The 16,285-nt window shown below is 71.7% G+C and carries 16 protein-coding genes; 11 read left to right on the top strand and 5 right to left on the bottom strand.

The annotated features are described in order from the left end of the window. The first annotated feature begins 16 nt into the window (after positions 1 to 16). The 3 genes from rimI to ABZ883_RS06380 are packed head-to-tail and all read left to right on the top strand — an operon-like array spanning position 17 to position 1,852. Positions 17 to 511, top strand: a complete 495-nt coding sequence (gene rimI, locus ABZ883_RS06390) for a ribosomal protein S18-alanine N-acetyltransferase (protein WP_360902952.1) — start codon at positions 17 to 19, stop codon at positions 509 to 511. Then, on the top strand, positions 504 to 1,604 hold the full coding sequence (gene tsaD / locus ABZ883_RS06385) for a tRNA (adenosine(37)-N6)-threonylcarbamoyltransferase complex transferase subunit TsaD (protein ID WP_360902405.1): 1,101 nt from the start codon (positions 504 to 506) through the stop codon (positions 1,602 to 1,604). The genes rimI and tsaD overlap by 8 nt, the downstream gene beginning before the upstream one ends. Beyond that, a complete protein-coding gene (locus ABZ883_RS06380; RefSeq protein ID WP_360902402.1) occupies positions 1,601 to 1,852 on the top strand; it encodes a hypothetical protein in 252 nt (83 codons plus the stop codon). Before tsaD ends, ABZ883_RS06380 begins: the two co-directional genes overlap by 4 nt. Positions 1,853 to 2,315: 463 nt before the next feature. Here ABZ883_RS06380 and ABZ883_RS06375 read toward each other — a convergent pair whose 3' ends face one another. After that, on the bottom strand, positions 2,316 to 3,515 hold the full coding sequence (locus ABZ883_RS06375) for a class I SAM-dependent methyltransferase (protein WP_360902399.1): 1,200 nt from the start codon (positions 3,513 to 3,515) through the stop codon (positions 2,316 to 2,318). A 229-nt stretch (positions 3,516 to 3,744) separates the two neighbouring features. Between ABZ883_RS06375 and groES the strand changes: the two genes are divergently transcribed. Together groES and groL are read left to right on the top strand one after the other, a co-directional pair. Next, a complete protein-coding gene (groES, locus tag ABZ883_RS06370; protein WP_018562788.1) occupies positions 3,745 to 4,053 on the top strand; it encodes a co-chaperone GroES in 309 nt (102 codons plus the stop codon). Positions 4,054 to 4,177: 124 nt separating this feature from the next. Further along, positions 4,178 to 5,806 (top strand): chaperonin GroEL, encoded by a 1,629-nt coding sequence (gene groL / locus ABZ883_RS06365; RefSeq protein WP_360902395.1) that lies wholly within the window; start codon positions 4,178 to 4,180, stop codon positions 5,804 to 5,806. A 73-nt stretch (positions 5,807 to 5,879) separates the two neighbouring features. Here groL and ABZ883_RS06360 read toward each other — a convergent pair whose 3' ends face one another. The 4 genes from ABZ883_RS06360 to ABZ883_RS06345 form a co-directional block, all read right to left on the bottom strand. Beyond that, positions 5,880 to 6,665 carry an SDR family oxidoreductase gene (locus ABZ883_RS06360; RefSeq protein WP_360902392.1) on the bottom strand — a complete coding sequence of 262 codons (786 nt, stop codon included), beginning with the start codon at positions 6,663 to 6,665 and terminating at the stop codon, positions 5,880 to 5,882. A gap of 11 nt (positions 6,666 to 6,676) precedes the next feature. Next, on the bottom strand, positions 6,677 to 7,336 hold the full coding sequence (locus tag ABZ883_RS06355) for an MOSC domain-containing protein (RefSeq protein WP_360902389.1): 660 nt from the start codon (positions 7,334 to 7,336) through the stop codon (positions 6,677 to 6,679). A gap of 52 nt (positions 7,337 to 7,388) precedes the next feature. After that, a complete protein-coding gene (locus tag ABZ883_RS06350; protein ID WP_360902386.1) occupies positions 7,389 to 8,444 on the bottom strand; it encodes an aminotransferase class V-fold PLP-dependent enzyme in 1,056 nt (351 codons plus the stop codon). Positions 8,445 to 8,680: 236 nt separating this feature from the next. After that, positions 8,681 to 8,995, bottom strand: coding sequence for a WhiB family transcriptional regulator (locus ABZ883_RS06345; RefSeq protein WP_360902383.1), 315 nt, complete (start codon positions 8,993 to 8,995; stop codon positions 8,681 to 8,683). A 479-nt stretch (positions 8,996 to 9,474) separates the two neighbouring features. Here ABZ883_RS06345 and ABZ883_RS06340 point away from each other — a divergent pair, with 479 nt between their 5' ends. The 6 genes from ABZ883_RS06340 to ABZ883_RS06315 all read left to right on the top strand — a co-directional run bounded on the left by ABZ883_RS06340 (position 9,475) and on the right by ABZ883_RS06315 (position 16,278). Beyond that, on the top strand, positions 9,475 to 10,086 hold the full coding sequence (locus ABZ883_RS06340) for a response regulator transcription factor (RefSeq protein ID WP_003948568.1): 612 nt from the start codon (positions 9,475 to 9,477) through the stop codon (positions 10,084 to 10,086). A 260-nt stretch (positions 10,087 to 10,346) separates the two neighbouring features. Then, the gene (locus ABZ883_RS06335) at positions 10,347 to 10,958 is read left to right on the top strand and encodes a sigma-70 family RNA polymerase sigma factor (RefSeq protein WP_360902380.1); all 612 of its coding nucleotides are present in this window, start codon (positions 10,347 to 10,349) and stop codon (positions 10,956 to 10,958) included. Between the two features lie 134 nt (positions 10,959 to 11,092). Further along, positions 11,093 to 12,595: an IMP dehydrogenase gene (gene guaB, locus ABZ883_RS06330; protein ID WP_360902377.1), complete on the top strand. Its 1,503-nt coding sequence runs from the start codon at positions 11,093 to 11,095 to the stop codon at positions 12,593 to 12,595. A gap of 129 nt (positions 12,596 to 12,724) precedes the next feature. Then, positions 12,725 to 13,846, top strand: a complete 1,122-nt coding sequence (locus tag ABZ883_RS06325; RefSeq protein ID WP_360902374.1) for a GuaB3 family IMP dehydrogenase-related protein — start codon at positions 12,725 to 12,727, stop codon at positions 13,844 to 13,846. A gap of 330 nt (positions 13,847 to 14,176) precedes the next feature. Continuing rightward, positions 14,177 to 15,016, top strand: coding sequence for a glycosyltransferase family 2 protein (locus ABZ883_RS06320; RefSeq protein ID WP_360902371.1), 840 nt, complete (start codon positions 14,177 to 14,179; stop codon positions 15,014 to 15,016). Positions 15,017 to 15,069: 53 nt separating this feature from the next. Beyond that, a complete protein-coding gene (locus tag ABZ883_RS06315; protein WP_360902368.1) occupies positions 15,070 to 16,278 on the top strand; it encodes a cellulase family glycosylhydrolase in 1,209 nt (402 codons plus the stop codon). Positions 16,279 to 16,285: the final 7 nt, after the last annotated feature.

Below are 16,285 nucleotides of genomic sequence, written 5' to 3'. Positions count from 1 at the left end.
CGCCGTCCTGCGCGAGATGCGCTGGTGGGACCTGGAGCCGGTGATGGAGCTGGAGCACCTGCTCTTCCCCGACGACGCCTGGTCGCGCGGCATGTTCTGGTCCGAGCTCGCCGACGCCCGGCACCCGGCCGCGACCCGGCACTACGTCGTCGCCGAGAAGGACGGGCGCCTGGTGGGCTACGCCGGTCTGGCCGCCGTGGCCGGCACCGGCGACGTGCAGACCATCGCCGCCGCCCGCGACCAGTGGGGCACCGGCCTCGGCGCCCGCCTGCTGCGCGAACTGCTCCACCAGGCCACGTCGTTCGAGTGCCACGAGGTGCTGCTGGAGGTGCGGGTCGACAACATCCGCGCCCAGCGGCTGTACGAGCGCTTCGGCTTCGAGCCGATCGGATTCCGGCGCGGCTACTACCAGCCCGGCAACGTCGACGCCCTGGTCATGCGGCTCGGCGATCTGACGGCGGACACACGAGAAGCACCAGGTCTACAAGGAACTGAGACGACCCATGGCTGACGAGCCCCTTGTCCTCGGCATCGAGACGTCCTGCGACGAGACCGGTGTCGGCATCGTGCGCGGACACACGCTGCTGGCCGACGCGATCGCGTCCAGCGTGGACGAGCACGCCCGATTCGGCGGCGTCGTCCCCGAGGTCGCCAGCCGCGCCCACCTGGAGGCGATGGTCCCCACCATCCGGCGCGCGCTGAAGGAGGCCGGCGTCGCCGCCTCCGACCTCGACGGCATCGCCGTCACCGCCGGACCCGGCCTGGCGGGCGCGCTGCTGGTCGGCGTCTCGGCCGCCAAGGCGTACGCCTACGCCCTCGGCAAGCCGCTGTACGGCGTGAACCACCTCGCCTCCCACATCTGCGTCGACCAGCTGGAGCACGGCGCCCTCCCCGAACCCACGATGGCGCTGCTGGTCTCCGGCGGGCACTCCTCGCTGCTGCTGGCACCCGACATCACCGGCGACGTCCGGCCGCTCGGCGCCACCATCGACGACGCGGCGGGCGAGGCCTTCGACAAGGTCGCCCGCGTGCTGGGCCTCGGCTTCCCCGGCGGCCCCGCCATCGACCGCGTCGCGCGCGAGGGCGACCGGGCCGCCATCCGCTTCCCCCGCGGCCTCACAGGCGGCCGGGACCCGCTGTACGACTTCTCCTTCTCCGGGCTGAAGACGGCCGTGGCCCGCTGGATCGAGTCCAAGCGCCGCGAGGGCGAGAACGTGCCCGTCGCCGACGTCGCCGCCTCCTTCCAGGAGGCCGTGGCCGACGTGCTGACCCGCAAGGCCATCCGCGCCTGCAAGGACAACGGCGTCGACCACCTCATGATCGGCGGCGGTGTCGCCGCCAACAGCCGGCTGCGCTCGCTCGCGCAGGAGCGCTGCGACGACGCGGGCATCGTGCTGCGCGTACCGCGGCCCAAGCTGTGCACCGACAACGGCGCGATGGTGGCGGCACTCGGCGCGGAGATGGTCGCCCGCAACCGCCCGTCCTCGACGTGGGACCTCCCGGCGGACTCCTCGCTGCTGGTCACCGACGTGTCCGTGCCCGGGCACACCCACGACCACGACCACGTGCACGAGCTCAGCAAGGACAACCTCTACTCGTCATGACGGTCGCCCTGATGTGGGAGGCCCGCGCCGTGGAGGGCGGCGGGCCCGAACTCCTCGCGTGGGTCCGCGCCCGGACGCTGACGCCCGCCCCGGTGCGCCGGGAGAGCTTCTCGGCCCCGCAGGACCGGGTGCTGGTCATCACCTGGTGGGATGCCGCGTACGACGCGGAACTCCCCGAACTGCCGGATCCGCCGGAGGCGCTGTGCCGGCGGGGTGTCCACCGCTGGCGCTTCGAGTCTGTGGCCTGAGGTGCGCTGCGCTTCGCTGTGCCTGGGTTTTTCCCCCGCCCTCCCGCCCTCCCCCAACCTTCGGCCGGGGGGACCCCCACAGCGCTCGCGGGTTACCCCCTCGATTCGTGTACCGCGGTCTCCGCTCGTCTCCCCCAGCTACCGCTGGGAGGTGCCCCCAGCGGGCGCACCCCGCCACACCCCCTCCCGGGCCGGTAGGGGCGGCTTACGGCCGGTGGGGGGTCGGATGGGCACTTGCGTCGACCCCGGACCGCCTCTTCGCCCACCCACCGGGGATCAGGCGCGGAGACTACGGAGGGGGCGGGGTCGTAGGGGTGGCGTTCTGGACTGTGGAGCATATTTGGGTGCGTGACCCGGGGTACGCAGCCGAGAGTGCTTGAGGCACCTAAATGTGCTGTCCAGAATGGCAGCCCCGGAGGGCCCGCACCCGGCCCCCCAACGACTGGCGTCGGGGCACCTGACTTCACAGGGCACACGGGCGGGAGGGCGGGGGAACAGGTGAGCCGAGCAGCATGCTGGGCGCACCCGCGACCCGGGTCAGGAAGACCGTCACCGCATTGGGCCCCTGGGCCCTGACCCTGCGGCGCAACTCCTCCGGCTCGACGGCCGAGCCGCGCTTCTTGACCGTGAGCACGCCCACCTCCCGTTCCCGCAGCAGCGCCTTGAGCCGCTTGAGGCTGAACGGCAGCACGTCGGTGATCTCGTACGCGGTCGCCCACGGCGTCGCCCGTACTTCGTCGGAGGTGACGTACGCGATGGTCTCGTCGATGAGCCCGCCCCCGACCTGCGCCGCGACGTCCGCGACGAGGTGGGCCCGGATGACGGCGCCGTCGGGTTCGTAGAGCCAGCGCCCGACCGGGCGCACCGCGGGGTCGGGGAGGCCCGCGGCGGGCAGGGAGGCGCCGGAGGGCAGCAGGGTCGCCCGGCGGGTGCCCGCGGCCGTGCCGAACCAGAGCACGGCCTCCTTCACGTCGCCGCGGTCGGAGACCCACTCCGCCTCCGCGTCCTGCGGCACCGCCTCGTGGGGGATGCCCGGCGCGACCTTGAGCGCGGCCAGCGGCGCCTTTCGTGCGGCCGCGACGGCCCACGACAGCGGCGGGGAGTACGCCTCGGGGTCGAAGATCCTGCCGCGGCCCCCGCGCCGGGCGGGGTCCACGAACACCGCGTCGAAGCCGTCCGCGGCCACCTCGGTGACGTCGGCGCAGCGCACCTCGATGCGTTCGGAGAGCCCCAGCGCCCGCGCATTGGCCCGGGTCACCGCGCAGGTCAGCGGATCGCGGTCGACGGCCAGCACGTCCACGCCGGCCCGCGCCAGCGGGATCGCGTCGCCGCCGATGCCGCAGCACAGGTCGGCCAGCCGCCGCACGCCGAGGGCCGCGAACCGTTCCGCGCGGTGCCGGGCCACCGATGCCCGCGTCGACTGCTCCACTCCGTGGGGCGTGAAGTACATCGCGTACGCGTCCTCGCCGAACTTCGCCTCGGCCCGCTGCCGCAGCCGCGCCTGGGTGAGCGCCGCGGAGACCAGGGCCGCGTCGTGCTCGCGCCGCAGGCGGGTCGCGGTGGCGATCTCGTCCGCGGGGTCGTAGTCGCGGAGGGCGGCCAGCAGCCGCTGCCCCTCGTCGGTCAGCAGGGCGGAGAACGCGTCGAGATCCACGTCGTCCATTGTCCCGCGCCGCGGTCGCTGCCCCGGTCCCGGGCGACCGCGTACGGCGCGGCGTTGGCACTCCGCTTGACCGAGTGCTAAGCGCGTCATAATCTCAGACCTGGCACTCAGCCCTGCCGAGTGCCAATAACAAAGCGACGGGCAGGTCCGGCACCCGCGACGACGGGCCTACCAGGTCGCCACCCCAGACAGACACTCCCGTGAGCCCTTTGAAGGGGGAGGTCGGATCGTGACGACCGCCAGCACCAAGGTTGCCATCAAGCCGCTCGAGGACCGCATCGTGGTCCAGCCGCTGGATGCCGAGCAGACCACCGCCTCCGGCCTGGTCATCCCGGACACCGCCAAGGAGAAGCCCCAGGAGGGCGTCGTCCTGGCTGTCGGCCCGGGTCGCTTCGAGGACGGCAACCGCATCCCGCTCGACGTCAAGGTCGGCGACATCGTGCTGTACAGCAAGTACGGCGGCACCGAGGTCAAGTACAGCGGCGAGGAGTACCTCGTCCTCTCGGCTCGCGACGTCCTCGCGATCGTCGAGAAGTAAATCCGGCGCCGCTCGTAACCGAGAAATGCCGTGACCACGCCCCGGGCACACCGAGTCCAAGCACGGACCGGGGGCCCGGGGCGCGGTCTTTGACGAGAACCCAAAGACGAGGAATTCCGCCGGTATGGCCAAGATCCTGAAGTTCGACGAGGACGCCCGTCGCGCCCTTGAGCGTGGAGTCAACAAGCTCGCCGACACCGTGAAGGTGACGATCGGCCCCAAGGGCCGCAACGTCGTCATCGACAAGAAGTTCGGCGCCCCGACCATCACCAACGACGGCGTGACCATCGCCCGTGAGGTCGAGATCGACGACCCGTACGAGAACCTCGGCGCGCAGCTGGTGAAGGAGGTGGCGACCAAGACCAACGACATCGCGGGTGACGGCACCACCACCGCCACCGTGCTCGCCCAGGCGCTCGTGCGCGAGGGTCTGCGCAACGTCGCCGCCGGCGCCTCCCCGGCCTCCCTGAAGAAGGGCATCGACGCCGCCGTCAAGGCCGTCTCGGACGAGCTGCTCGCCTCGGCCCGCCCGATCGAGGGCAAGGACGACGTCGCCGCCGTCGCCGCGCTGTCCGCCCAGGACAAGCAGGTCGGCGAGCTGATCGCCGAGGCGATCGACAAGGTCGGCAAGGACGGTGTCATCACCGTCGAGGAGTCCAACACCTTCGGTCTGGAGCTGGACTTCACCGAGGGCATGGCCTTCGACAAGGGCTACCTGTCGCCGTACTTCGTGACGGACCCGGAGCGCCAGGAAGCCGTCCTGGAGGACCCGTACATCCTCATCACCCAGGGCAAGATCGCCTCCATCCAGGACCTGCTCCCGCTGCTGGAGAAGGTGCTGCAGGCCGGCGCCTCCAAGCCCCTGCTGATCATCGCCGAGGACGTCGAGGGCGAGGCCCTGTCCACCCTGGTGGTCAACAAGATCCGCGGCACCTTCAACGCGGTCGCGGTCAAGGCCCCCGGCTTCGGCGACCGCCGCAAGGCCATGCTGGGCGACATCGCCGCCCTCACCGGCGCGACCGTCGTCGCCGAGGAGGTCGGCCTCAAGCTCGACCAGGTCGGCCTGGACGTGCTCGGCAACGCCCGCCGCGTGACCGTCACCAAGGACGAGACCACCGTCGTCGACGGTTCGGGCGACTCCTCGGAGATCGAGGGCCGGATCAACCAGATCAAGGGCGAGATCACCACCACGGACTCCGACTGGGACCGCGAGAAGCTCCAGGAGCGCCTCGCCAAGCTGGCCGGCGGCGTGTGCGTCATCCGCGTCGGCGCGGCCACCGAGGTCGAGCTCAAGGAGAAGAAGCACCGTCTGGAGGACGCCATCTCCGCGACCCGCGCCGCGGTCGAGGAGGGCATCGTCTCCGGTGGTGGCTCCGCGCTCGTCCACGCCGTCAAGGTGCTGGAGGACAACCTCGGCAAGTCCGGCGACGAGGCCACCGGTGTCGCGGTCGTCCGCCGCGCCGCGGTCGAGCCGCTGCGCTGGATCGCCGAGAACGCCGGCCTGGAGGGCTACGTCATCACCTCCAAGGTCGCCGAGCTGGAGAAGGGCCACGGCTTCAACGCCGCGACCGGCGAGTACGGCGACCTGGTGAAGGCCGGCGTCATCGACCCGGTCAAGGTCACCCGCTCCGCCCTGGAGAACGCCGCCTCCATCGCCTCCCTGCTTCTCACCACCGAGACCCTCGTGGTGGAGAAGAAGGAGGAGGAGCCCGCCGAGGCCGGTCACGGCCACGGTCACGGCCACTCCCACTGAGTGCGCCCGAAGGCCCCCGTTCCCGGTGCGGGAACGGGGGCCTTCGGCATGCCCGGTGAGCCTTCCGGCCGCGTCAGTCCCGGGGGTAGAGAGGACCGAAGCGGCGTCCCGCCGACGCGGAGACCGAGCCCATGGCGCCGCTCGGGGCGAACTTGGCGGCGAGCGCCGCGGCCTTGTAGCGCGGGTCGGGCACGCTGAGCGTGCGGCCGCGGGCCAGGTCGCGGATGGCGGCGGCGACCACCTTGTCGGCGTCGAGCCACGCCCAGGAGGGGATGCCGGAGGTGTCCAGGCCGGCCCGCTCGTGGAACTCGGTGCGGACGAAGCCCGGGCACAGCGCCATCAGCCGCACCCCGCTGCCGGACAGTTCGCGGGCCGCGCCCCGGGTGAAGCTGACCACCCACGCCTTGCTCGCGCCGTACGTGCCGCGCGGCACGAAGGCCGCCACCGAGGCCACGTTGACGATGAACCCGCGGCGGCGCTCCTTCATGGCCGCGGCCGCCGCGCCGGTCAGCCGCAGCACGGCCTCGCAGTGCACCTTGAGCATGGTCAGCTCCTCGGCCATGGGGACGTCGCCGAAGGCACCGCGGTTGCCGAAGCCCGCGTTGTTGACCAGTACGCCGACCGGGCGCTCGCGGTCGCCCAGCCGGCTCTCCACCGCCTCGATGCCCTTGTCCGTCGAAAGGTCGGCGGGCAGCACCTCCACGGTCACCGCGTAGGTGCGGCGCAGCTCGGCGGCGCGTTCCTCCAGTCGCTGCTCGTCGCGCGCGACGAGGACGAGGGCGTGGCCGTCGCTCGCGAGCCGGCGGGCGAAGGCCGCGCCGAGGCCCGCGGTGGCTCCCGTGATGAGTGAAGTCGTCATGCCCCGAAAGGCTAGTGGGACGGTGTGCGCCCGCGCGCCGCGGCGCGGATCTCCTCCGGGAGCGCGTCCGCCGCCAACAGAGCCGGGAGCAGGCCGGGTTCCAGGGTGACCGCCCGGAAGACCAGGGCGACGGTCACCGCGTGGCCGGGGCGGTGGACGACCTCCACCGGGTCGCCCGCGCGGATCCCGCCCGGTTCGGCCACCCGCAGGTAGGCGCCCGGCAGTGCGGCGCGGGTGAACCGCCGGAGCCAGCCGGCCTCGTCCAGCCAGCCCTGGAAGGTGCCGCAGGGAATGCGCGGGCAGGACACCTCCAGGACCGCGCCCGCCGGGCCGCCGATCCGCCAACGTTCGCCGATCAGCGCCCCGTTGACGTCCACGCCGAGGGTGGTGAGGTTCTCCCCGAACATGCCGTCGCGCAGGTCCCGGCCGAGTTCGCGCTCCCAGCCGTCCAGGTCCTCGCGGGCGTAGGCGTAGACGGCCTGGTCGGGGCCGCCGTGGTGGCGTACGTCGTACGCCCGGTCGCCGGCCAGGCCCACCGCGCCGGTGCCCTTGGGGCCCGGCGCGGTCACGGCCACCGGACCCGTCACGGGCCGCTTGTCGATGCCCGTGACGCCCGTGTCCTTCCACGGGTTCGGCCGGGGACGTCCCACGTTGACCGAGAGCACTCTCATCCCGCGACCGTACGGCGGCCGCCCGCGGCGGGGCGACGCGATTTCCGGCCGCTCAGCGCGCGAGCACGCGCAGCAGCAGGTCCACGTCCGCCTCGGTGTTGTACAGGTGGAACGCCGCCCGCAGGTTCCCGGCGCGGACCGAGAGGCGGATGCCGGCCGCGGCCAGCCGTTCCGCCGCGTCCCCCAGGCCCGGGACGGCGACGATCGCCGAGTCGTGCGCACCCGGCGGCACGGCCTTGTGGCCGAGTTCGCGCAGTCCCGCCCGGAAGCGCTCGGCCAGCGCGGTGTCGTGGGCGCCGATCACCCCGACGCCCACTTCCTCGATCAGCCCGAGGGAGGCCGCGCCGGCCAGGTACGGCAGGAACGGGGGCAGGACGTCGAAGCGCCGCGCGGAGCGGGCGAGCCGGGCCACCGGCCCGTAGCAGTCGCCCCAGGGGTCCTCGGCCGCGTACCACCCGGCGAAGTGCGGGGACAGGCCGTCCTCGGCGCCTTCCCGCACGGTCAGGAAGGAGACGCCGCGGGGGGCGAGCAGCCACTTGTAGCCGCCGCACACCACGTAGTCGTAGGCCCCGGCGGTCAGTGGCAGCCAGCCGACCGCCTGTGTGGCGTCGACCAGCACGCGGGCGCCGTGCCGGCCGGCGGCCTCGCGGACCGCGGCGAGGTCGGCGACGCGGCCGTCCGCGGACTGCACCGCGCTGACGGCGACCAGCGCGGTGCCGGGACGGACGGCGTCGGCCACGCCCTCCAGGGGCACGGTGCGGACAGCGAGGTCGGGGCGGGAGGCGAAGGGGTTGACCAGGGAACTGAAGTCGCCCTCCGCGAGCACGACTTCGGCACCCGCCGGAAGGCCCGCGGCGATCATCCCGACATGCGTGGTGACCGACGAGCCGACGGCGACCCGGTCGGCCGGCACGCCGGTCAGCCGGGCGTAGGTGGCGCGGGTGGTGTTCAGGACGGCCTCGTTGCGCACCCAGTCGTCGCTGCCGTCGGACCAGGCGGTCACGGCGGTGCGCAGTACGTCGGCGGCCCGGCGCGGGCCGACGCCCGCCGACGCGGTGTTCAGGTAGGTGATGCCGGCATCGAGCGTGAATTCCCCGGTGAGGTCCATGGCTCCTCAGCCTGGGCCCAGAGCTGCGCGAAGTCCATGGGGGAGGTGCGGTGCCGGTGTCGCCCCGGCACGGCGGGCGGCCGTGACGCGGGGGTGCGGTTGCGGTCCGGCGGATCCGGGCGGGCCCGAGAGCGGCTCGGGGGCCCGGCAGGGCAGGGGCGCCGCTCGGGCGCCCGGTCCGGTTCCCCGCGGTACGGGGAGGGGGAAACGTTTCCTCAGTGGGTGAAGCCCGGCGTTCAGTGTCCGCCGGCGGCGTGCGAGCTCATGACCCGGTTGCGGGACCGGCCCATCATCTCCTCGCGCTCGTCCTCGGTGAGCCCGCCCCAGACCCCGTAGGGCTCGCGAACCGTCAGGGCGTGGGTCGCGCACTCGGCGCGCACAGGACAGCGCATGCACACCTCCTTGGCGGCCGCTTCACGCGCGCTCCGCGCCGCACCGCGCTCTCCCTCCGGATGGAAGAACAGCGAGCTGTCCACACCACGGCACGCGGCGATCAGCTGCCAGTCCCAGAGGTCGGCGTTGGGGCCCGGGAGGCGGGAGAAGTCTGCCATTGCTCATCTCCTCGAGAGGTGGGCTGCACGGGACTGCCTCCCAGGCGACGCTCCAGACGCTCTGCGGGAGGTGATGTCGACGGTACATCTACTGTCCAAGTAGATGTAAATATGATTCATCACAAAATCGCCAACGAACTCCCGCCATGCGGGTAAAAAGCCGCCAAACAGGCAAAATCTGACATTGACCCCCCGGTCGGCGGGTGGGTGTCCTGCAACCGGGCGCCCGATGTCCTTCATTCCGTATCCGGTCCCACGGTCACGACCTGCGGTGTTGCTGGTGCGTGGCGAGCCGGGCACGCAGCGTGCGGGAGAGCGTCCGCAAACTCCGTAACTCTTTCGAGTGAGGGTCGTTGAAGGTGCGGAAGTGGTTGGCGGCCGAACGCAACGGGCAGGTGCCCGGGGCCGTCGACCCCACCAGTGACGATTCGTACAGCCTGGAGGCTCAACGTGACGCGGATCAGCTGCGGAGGACGGTCATGACTTCCGTTCTCGTCTGCGACGACTCCCCGCTCGCCCGAGAGGCGCTGCGCCGCGCGGTCGCGACCGTGCCCGGTGTCGAGCGCGTAACGACCGCGGCCAACGGCGAGGAAGTCCTCCGCCGCTGGGGCGCCGACCGCTCGGACCTCATTCTCATGGACGTCCGGATGCCCGGACTCGGCGGTGTCGAGACCGTACGGCGGCTGCTGTCCGCCGATCCGGGGGCCCGCATCATCATGCTCACGGTCGCCGAGGACCTGGACGGGGTGGCGCTCGCCGTCGCCGCCGGTGCCCGCGGATACCTGCACAAGGACGCCTCGCGCGCCGAACTGCGGGCCACGGTCACCCAGGCCCTCGCCGACCCGACGTGGCGGCTCGCACCGCGCCGGCTGCGCTCCGCCGAGATGGGCGCCGCACCGACACTCACCGCCCGCGAGATCCAGGTGCTGGAGGGCATGAGCCACGGCCGCTCCAACGCCGAGATCGGACGCGAGCTCTTCCTGTCCGAGGACACCGTCAAGACGCACGCGCGACGTCTGTTCAAGAAACTCGGCGCCTCGGACCGGGCCCACGCGGTGGCGCTCGGCTTCCGCTGGGGCCTGGTGCGCTAGGCCGTCGAGTTGAGCGGCGAGGGGCCGATGGGCCGTGGGGCGACTGTGCGGCTGCCCCGCTCGTACCGGTTTCCGTTCCGAGGGCGCATGCTTGAGGCATGGACTCTCGGGGACACGGGCGGGCGGGGCGGCGGGTGCATGACATGACTACGGCCGGTGCGGTCCCTCGGAACGCGCCGCAGGGCGCTTCGCATAACGCTTCGGACCACAACAACCCCGCCGAGGCCACGGAGCGCGCCTCGGCGAGGCACTATGGATGGATGCGCGACGAGGCCACCGGCACAGAGACAGCCATAGGGGCTCTCGTACGTCGAGCCGTCGAGGGCGACGAGCAGGCGACCCACGACCTGCTCGCCCATGTGCACCCCCTCGCCGAACGCTATTGCCGCACCCGGCTGTCGCGACTGCCCGGTGACGCGCGCCACTTCGTGGACGACCTCGCCCAAGAGGTGTGCCTCGCGGTGCTGTGCGCGCTGCCGCGCTATCGCGACCAGGGCCGGCCCTTCGAGGCCTTCGTGTTCGGCATCGCCGCGCACAAGGTCGCCGATCTGCAACGGGCGGCCATGCGCGGCCCCGGCTCGACGGCGGTCCCCTCCGACGAGATGCCCGAGCAGCCCGACGACTCGCTCGGGCCGGAGGAGCGGGCGCTGCTCAGCAGCGACGCCGAATGGGCGAAGGGCCTGCTGGCGAATCTGCCGGAGCACCAGCGGGAGCTGGTGCTGCTGCGGGTCGCCGTCGGGCTCACCGCCGAGGAGACCGGACAGGTGCTCGGGATGTCCCCGGGGGCCGTTCGGGTGGCGCAGCACCGGGCGCTGTCCCGGCTGCGCGCGCTCGCCGAGGAAGCCGCGGGAGCCCGCGGGCTGAGCGCCTAGCCCCTCGCTCCGGTCCCCGGCGGGGCCCCGCCGGAAACACCGGCCCCGCGGGCCGCGATCAGGACCGGAAAAGGTTTCCCGCGAGAGCCATTAGCATTGAACATCTCGCTGGGCAAGACCATGGGGAAGGTGTCATGACGCTGAACGCCGACGGAGTAGCCGAGAAGTTCGGACTGCTCGGACTGACCTACGACGACGTGCTCCTCCTCCCAGGGCCCTCGGACGTCGTGCCGAACCAGGTCGACACCAGCTCCCGGGTCACCCGCAACGTCCGCGTGAACATCCCGCTGATGTCCGCCGCGATGGACAAGGTCACCGAGGCCCGGATGGCCATCGCGATGGCCCGCCAGGGCGGCGTGGGCGTGCTGCACCGCAATCTGTCGGTCGACGACCAGGTCAACCAGGTCGACCTGGTCAAGCGCTCCGAGTCCGGCATGGTGACCGACCCCATCACCGTGCACCCGGACGCGACCCTCGCCGAGGCCGACGCGCTGTGCGGCAAGTTCCGCATCAGCGGCGTCCCGGTCACCGACGGCGCCGGCAAGCTGCTGGGCATCGTCACCAACCGCGACATGGCCTTCGAGAGCGACCGCTCCCGCCAGGTCCGCGAGGTCATGACGCCGATGCCGCTGGTCACCGGCAAGGTCGGGATCTCCGGCATCGAGGCGATGGAGCTGCTGCGCAAGCACAAGATCGAGAAGCTTCCGCTGGTCGACGACGAGGGCCGGCTCAAGGGCCTCATCACGGTCAAGGACTTCGTCAAGGCGGAGAAGTACCCCAACGCCGCCAAGGACGCCGAGGGCCGCCTCCTGGTCGGCGCGGCGGTCGGTGTCGGCGACGAGGCGTTCCTGCGCGCCCAGCGGCTGGTGGAGGCCGGTGCCGACTTCCTGGTGATCGACAGCGCCCACGGCCACAGCCGCGGCATCCTCGACATGGTCGCCAAGGTCAAGGCCAACATCAGGATCGACGTGGTGGCCGGCAACGTCGCCACCCGCGACGGCGCCCAGGCGCTGATCGACGCCGGTGCCGACGGTATCAAGGTCGGTGTCGGCCCCGGCTCCATCTGCACCACGCGCGTGGTCGCCGGCGTGGGCGCCCCGCAGGTCACCGCGATCTACGAGGCCTCGCTGGCCGCCGGCCCGGCCGGCGTGCCGCTGATCGGCGACGGCGGTCTGCAGTACTCCGGCGACATCGCCAAGGCGATCGCCGCCGGCGCCGACACGGTGATGCTGGGCAGCCTGCTCGCGGGCTGCGAGGAGTCGCCGGGCGAGCTGATGTTCATCAACGGCAAGCAGTTCAAGTCGTACCGCGGCATGGGGTCGCTCGGCGCGATGCAGTCGCGCGGCCAGGCCAAGTCGTACTCCAAGGACCGCTACTTCCAGGACAACGTGCTCTCCGAGGACAAGCTCGTCCCCGAGGGCATCGAGGGCCAGGTCCCCTACCGCGGCCCGCTCGCCGCGGTGGCCCACCAGCTCATCGGCGGTCTGCGCTCCTCCATGGGCTACGTCGGCTCGGCCACGATCCCGGAGCTGAAGGAGAAGGGCCGCTTCGTGCGGATCACCGCGGCCGGCCTCAAGGAGAGCCACCCGCACGACATCCAGATGACGACCGAGGCGCCCAACTACCACGGGCGCTGATCCGCGACCGGCGCGCGGTGCGCGTACGGCGCGGACACGGCGGAGCCCGCGGCCTTCCACGGTCGCGGGCTTTCGCCTGCCCTGGCTGGGATACTGGTCGGGCAGGACACGAGGAAAGGCATAGCGACAGTGACTGAGATCGAGATCGGGCGGGGCAAGCGCGGCCGCAGGGCGTACGCATTCGACGACATCGCCGTCGTCCCGAGCCGCCGTACGCGGGACCCGAAGGAGGTCTCGATCGCGTGGCAGATCGACGCCTACCGCTTCGAGCTGCCGTTCCTGGCGGCGCCGATGGACTCGGTGGTCTCCCCGGAGACCGCGATCCGCATCGGCAACCTCGGCGGCCTCGGCGTCCTCAACCTCGAGGGCCTGTGGACCCGCTACGAGGACCCGGAGCCGCTGCTCGCCGAGATCGCCGAGCTGGACGACGCCTCCGTGACCCGGCGCATGCAGGAGCTCTACGCGGCGCCGATCAAGGAGGAGCTGATCGGGCAGCGCATCAAGGAGGTGCGCGACGCCGGCGTGGTCACCGCCGCCGCGCTCTCCCCGCAGCGCACCGCGCAGTTCTCCAAGGCCGTCGTCGACGCCGGTGTCGACATCTTCGTGATCCGCGGCACGACGGTCTCCGCCGAGCACGTCTCCGGCTCGCACGAGCCGCTCAACCTCAAGCAGTTCATCTACGAGCTCGACGTCCCGGTGATCGTCGGCGGCTGCGCCACCTACACCGCCGCGCTCCACCTGATGCGCACCGGCGCCGCGGGCGTCCTGGTCGGGTTCGGCGGCGGCGCCGCCCACACCACGCGCAGCGTGCTCGGCATCCAGGTGCCGATGGCCACCGCCGTGGCGGACGTCGCGGCGGCCCGCCGTGACTACATGGACGAGTCCGGCGGCCGCTACGTGCACGTCATCGCCGACGGCGGCTTCGGCTCCAGCGGCGACCTGCCGAAGGCGATCGCCTGCGGCGCCGACTCGGTGATGATGGGCTCCCCGCTCGCGCGCGCCACGGACGCCCCCGGCCGCGGCTTCCACTGGGGCATGGAGGCCACCCACGAGGAGCTGCCGCGCGGCAAGCGGATGAACCTCGGCACCGCCGGCACGACCGAGCAGATCCTGCTCGGCCCCTCGCACGCGCCGGACGGCTCGATGAACTTCTTCGGCGCGCTGCGCCGGGCGATGGCCACCACGGGCTACTCGGAGCTCAAGGAGTTCCAGCGGGTCGAGGTCACGGTCTCGCCGACGCACCACCGCTGACGCCCGTTCACCCCCCAGGGGCCCGCACCGCCGCCGGCGGGGCGGGCCCCTGGCGCGTGCCGGGACGTGTCGGCGGGTTGCGGTTGCACTAAAAACCCGTCAATTGTGATCAGGACGGGAGATCTTTTGGTGAATCGCGTGAGTTCGGGTGGTTAAGTGCCATGAGTGAACTGAGGATTTTCGATTACAATCCCATATCCGCGGTTCTCCTGTGCTAATTGCCGCCTACTGTGATCGATGCGATCGGAGACTTGGGCGGGGGTGTGAGGGCGCAGTGCCGGGCCTCGTGCCGCGGCGTCTGCGTTGACCACCAGCTGGGGGGAGCCTGCCGTGTCGACCTTATCCATCGTCATACCCGCCCTCAACGAAGCCGAGAACCTGCCGCACGTCTTCGCGACGATCCCGCTCGAGGAGCTCACCTCGGAGGGCTGGGGCGTCGAGGTCGTCGTCGCGGACAACGGTTCCACGGACGGCACGGGGGAGCTCGCGCGGACGTACGGGGCGCGGGTGGTCCACCAGCCGCTGCGGGGCTACGGCAACGCCTACAAGGCGGGGATCGCGGCGGCGAGCGGCGACGTGATCGCCACGGGCGACGCCGACTGCACCTACCCCTTCGACGACCTCCCCAGGCTGCTGCACATCGTCGACGAGCACCAGGTCGAGTTCCTCAACACCAACCGGCTCGGCCGTGAGAACCGTGCGGCGATGAAGCCCTCCCACGCGGTCGCCAACCGCGCCCTGAGTCTGGTCAGCCGGGTGCTCTTCAAGAACGACATCCAGGACTCCCAGAGCGGCATGTGGGTGTTCCGCCGCTACATCTGGGAGACCCTGAAGGTCACTTCCCACGGCATGGGCTTCTCCCAGGAGATCAAGAACGCCGCTGTGCGGGAGGGTTTCCGCTGCATGGAGGTGCCGATCGAGTACCGGCCCCGCGGCGGTGAGGTGAAGCTCAACGCGCTGTCCGACGGGGTGTCCAACCTGGCACAGCTGTTCCGCCACCGGCTCCGGGACAACGCGCTGCGCACCGAGACCCGGGCCCAGTGGTACGAGCGCTCCACGCGACCCGAACCGGCTCCCTTGATGCCCGCGCAGCGGCAGCCGGTCACCCCGGACTGTGCGCCGCAGTACACGGATTGGGGGCCGATGGAGGCCGGGCGGTCCCCTGTCTGAGGGGGCGTGGGGGGATCGAACACCCTGTCAGGGATTGGCCTACGCTGGGCGGCATGGTGAAGGAAACCAGTAGACGGCAGCGCTTTCTCGTCGCGCTCGTGGCGTTCGTGGTGTCAGGGGTCGCGACCATCGTCGCCGCTTCCCTGCCGTCGGCATCCTCACCGTCCGCCCCGCACGCCGCCGGCGGCCGGACCCCGACGCCGTCCGCGTCGCACACGAGCAGTGTGCGCGACGTGCGCATGGGCGTCTCGTACGGCGACACCCTGACCTGGAAGTCGGACGCCGACCTGGCGCGGGGCCTGAACGACGCGGTCGCGATCGGCGCCAAGTGGGTCCGGATGGACCTGTCGTGGAACAACATCCAGCCGGACTCGCCCTACGGGTACGAGTGGCAGCGTTTCGACCGGGTCGCCAAGGCCGCGAGGGCCCGTGGGCTGAACGTGCTCCCGGTGATCGCCTACACCCCGAAGTGGGCGCGGGTGTCCGGGTGCACCTCCAGCCAGAACTGCGCGCCCGCCGATCCCGACATCTTCGCCGCGTTCGCCAAGATGGTGGCCGAGCGGTACGCCCCCATGGGCATCCACACGTGGGAGGTGTGGAACGAGGAGAACATCGGCTTCTGGAAGCCGGCGGCCGATCCGAAGGCCTACACCGAACTGCTGCGGGTGACGAGCCAGGCCCTGCGGGCCGCCGACCCGAAGGCGTACGTGGTGATGGGCGGTCTCGCGGTGTCCGGGACCACGGACCGCAACATGTCGCCGACCGACTTCCTGGACGCCGTCTCCAAGCTGGGCGGCAACAAGTACGTCGACGCCGTCGGCTACCACCCCTTCAACTACCCGACGCTGCCCAGCGCCACGCCCGGCACCGGAACGCCCTTCGAGCGCATCAGCAGCGCCCGGGACAACCTGGTGGCCGTCCTGGGCAAGTACGGAACCCCCGGCACCCCGATCTGGCTGACCGAGACGGGGGCGCCGACCAGTGGCCCCGGTGCCGTCTCGGACGGCAGGACCGTCCCCGCGAACACCACGCACGTGACCGAGGCCCGCCAGGCGGAGATCGCCGCCGACACGATCCCGACGGTGGTCGCGAACTCGCACGTGGCCGCGATGTTCTGGTACACGGACCAGGACCTGGCGCCCGCGGAGCAGAAGAAGGAGCGGGCGCTGTACTACGGGATGCGCCGCTTCGACGGGACGAAGAAACCGTCCTTCGACGCGCTCAGGCAGGCGATCACCGGCTACGAGCACGAGAAGGGGTGAGGCCCCG

The sequence above is a fragment of the Streptomyces sp. NPDC046977 genome (assembly GCF_040644455.1).
Lineage (GTDB): Bacteria > Actinomycetota > Actinomycetes > Streptomycetales > Streptomycetaceae > Actinacidiphila.
The sequence above is the reverse complement of the archived record's forward strand: the minus strand, read 5'-3'. Positions and strand labels throughout refer to the sequence as shown.

What these genes read in the sequence shown, in the direction of transcription:
- ABZ883_RS06380 (WP_360902402.1), top strand. Translation starts at nt 1,601, where the DNA reads ATGACGGTCGCCCTGATGTGGGAGGCCCGCGCCGTGGAGGGCGGCGGG.
- ABZ883_RS06360 (WP_360902392.1), bottom strand. Translation starts at nt 6,665, where the DNA reads ATGACGACTTCACTCATCACGGGAGCCACCGCGGGCCTCGGCGCGGCC.
- ABZ883_RS06375 (WP_360902399.1), bottom strand. Translation starts at nt 3,515, where the DNA reads ATGGACGACGTGGATCTCGACGCGTTCTCCGCCCTGCTGACCGACGAG.
- groL (WP_360902395.1), top strand. Translation starts at nt 4,178, where the DNA reads ATGGCCAAGATCCTGAAGTTCGACGAGGACGCCCGTCGCGCCCTTGAG.
- ABZ883_RS06340 (WP_003948568.1), top strand. Translation starts at nt 9,475, where the DNA reads ATGACTTCCGTTCTCGTCTGCGACGACTCCCCGCTCGCCCGAGAGGCG.
- ABZ883_RS06335 (WP_360902380.1), top strand. Translation starts at nt 10,347, where the DNA reads ATGCGCGACGAGGCCACCGGCACAGAGACAGCCATAGGGGCTCTCGTA.
- ABZ883_RS06345 (WP_360902383.1), bottom strand. Translation starts at nt 8,995, where the DNA reads ATGGCAGACTTCTCCCGCCTCCCGGGCCCCAACGCCGACCTCTGGGAC.
- guaB (WP_360902377.1), top strand. Translation starts at nt 11,093, where the DNA reads ATGACGCTGAACGCCGACGGAGTAGCCGAGAAGTTCGGACTGCTCGGA.
- rimI (WP_360902952.1), top strand. Translation starts at nt 17, where the DNA reads ATGCGCTGGTGGGACCTGGAGCCGGTGATGGAGCTGGAGCACCTGCTC.
- ABZ883_RS06350 (WP_360902386.1), bottom strand. Translation starts at nt 8,444, where the DNA reads ATGGACCTCACCGGGGAATTCACGCTCGATGCCGGCATCACCTACCTG.
- ABZ883_RS06355 (WP_360902389.1), bottom strand. Translation starts at nt 7,336, where the DNA reads ATGAGAGTGCTCTCGGTCAACGTGGGACGTCCCCGGCCGAACCCGTGG.
- ABZ883_RS06315 (WP_360902368.1), top strand. Translation starts at nt 15,070, where the DNA reads ATGGTGAAGGAAACCAGTAGACGGCAGCGCTTTCTCGTCGCGCTCGTG.
- tsaD (WP_360902405.1), top strand. Translation starts at nt 504, where the DNA reads ATGGCTGACGAGCCCCTTGTCCTCGGCATCGAGACGTCCTGCGACGAG.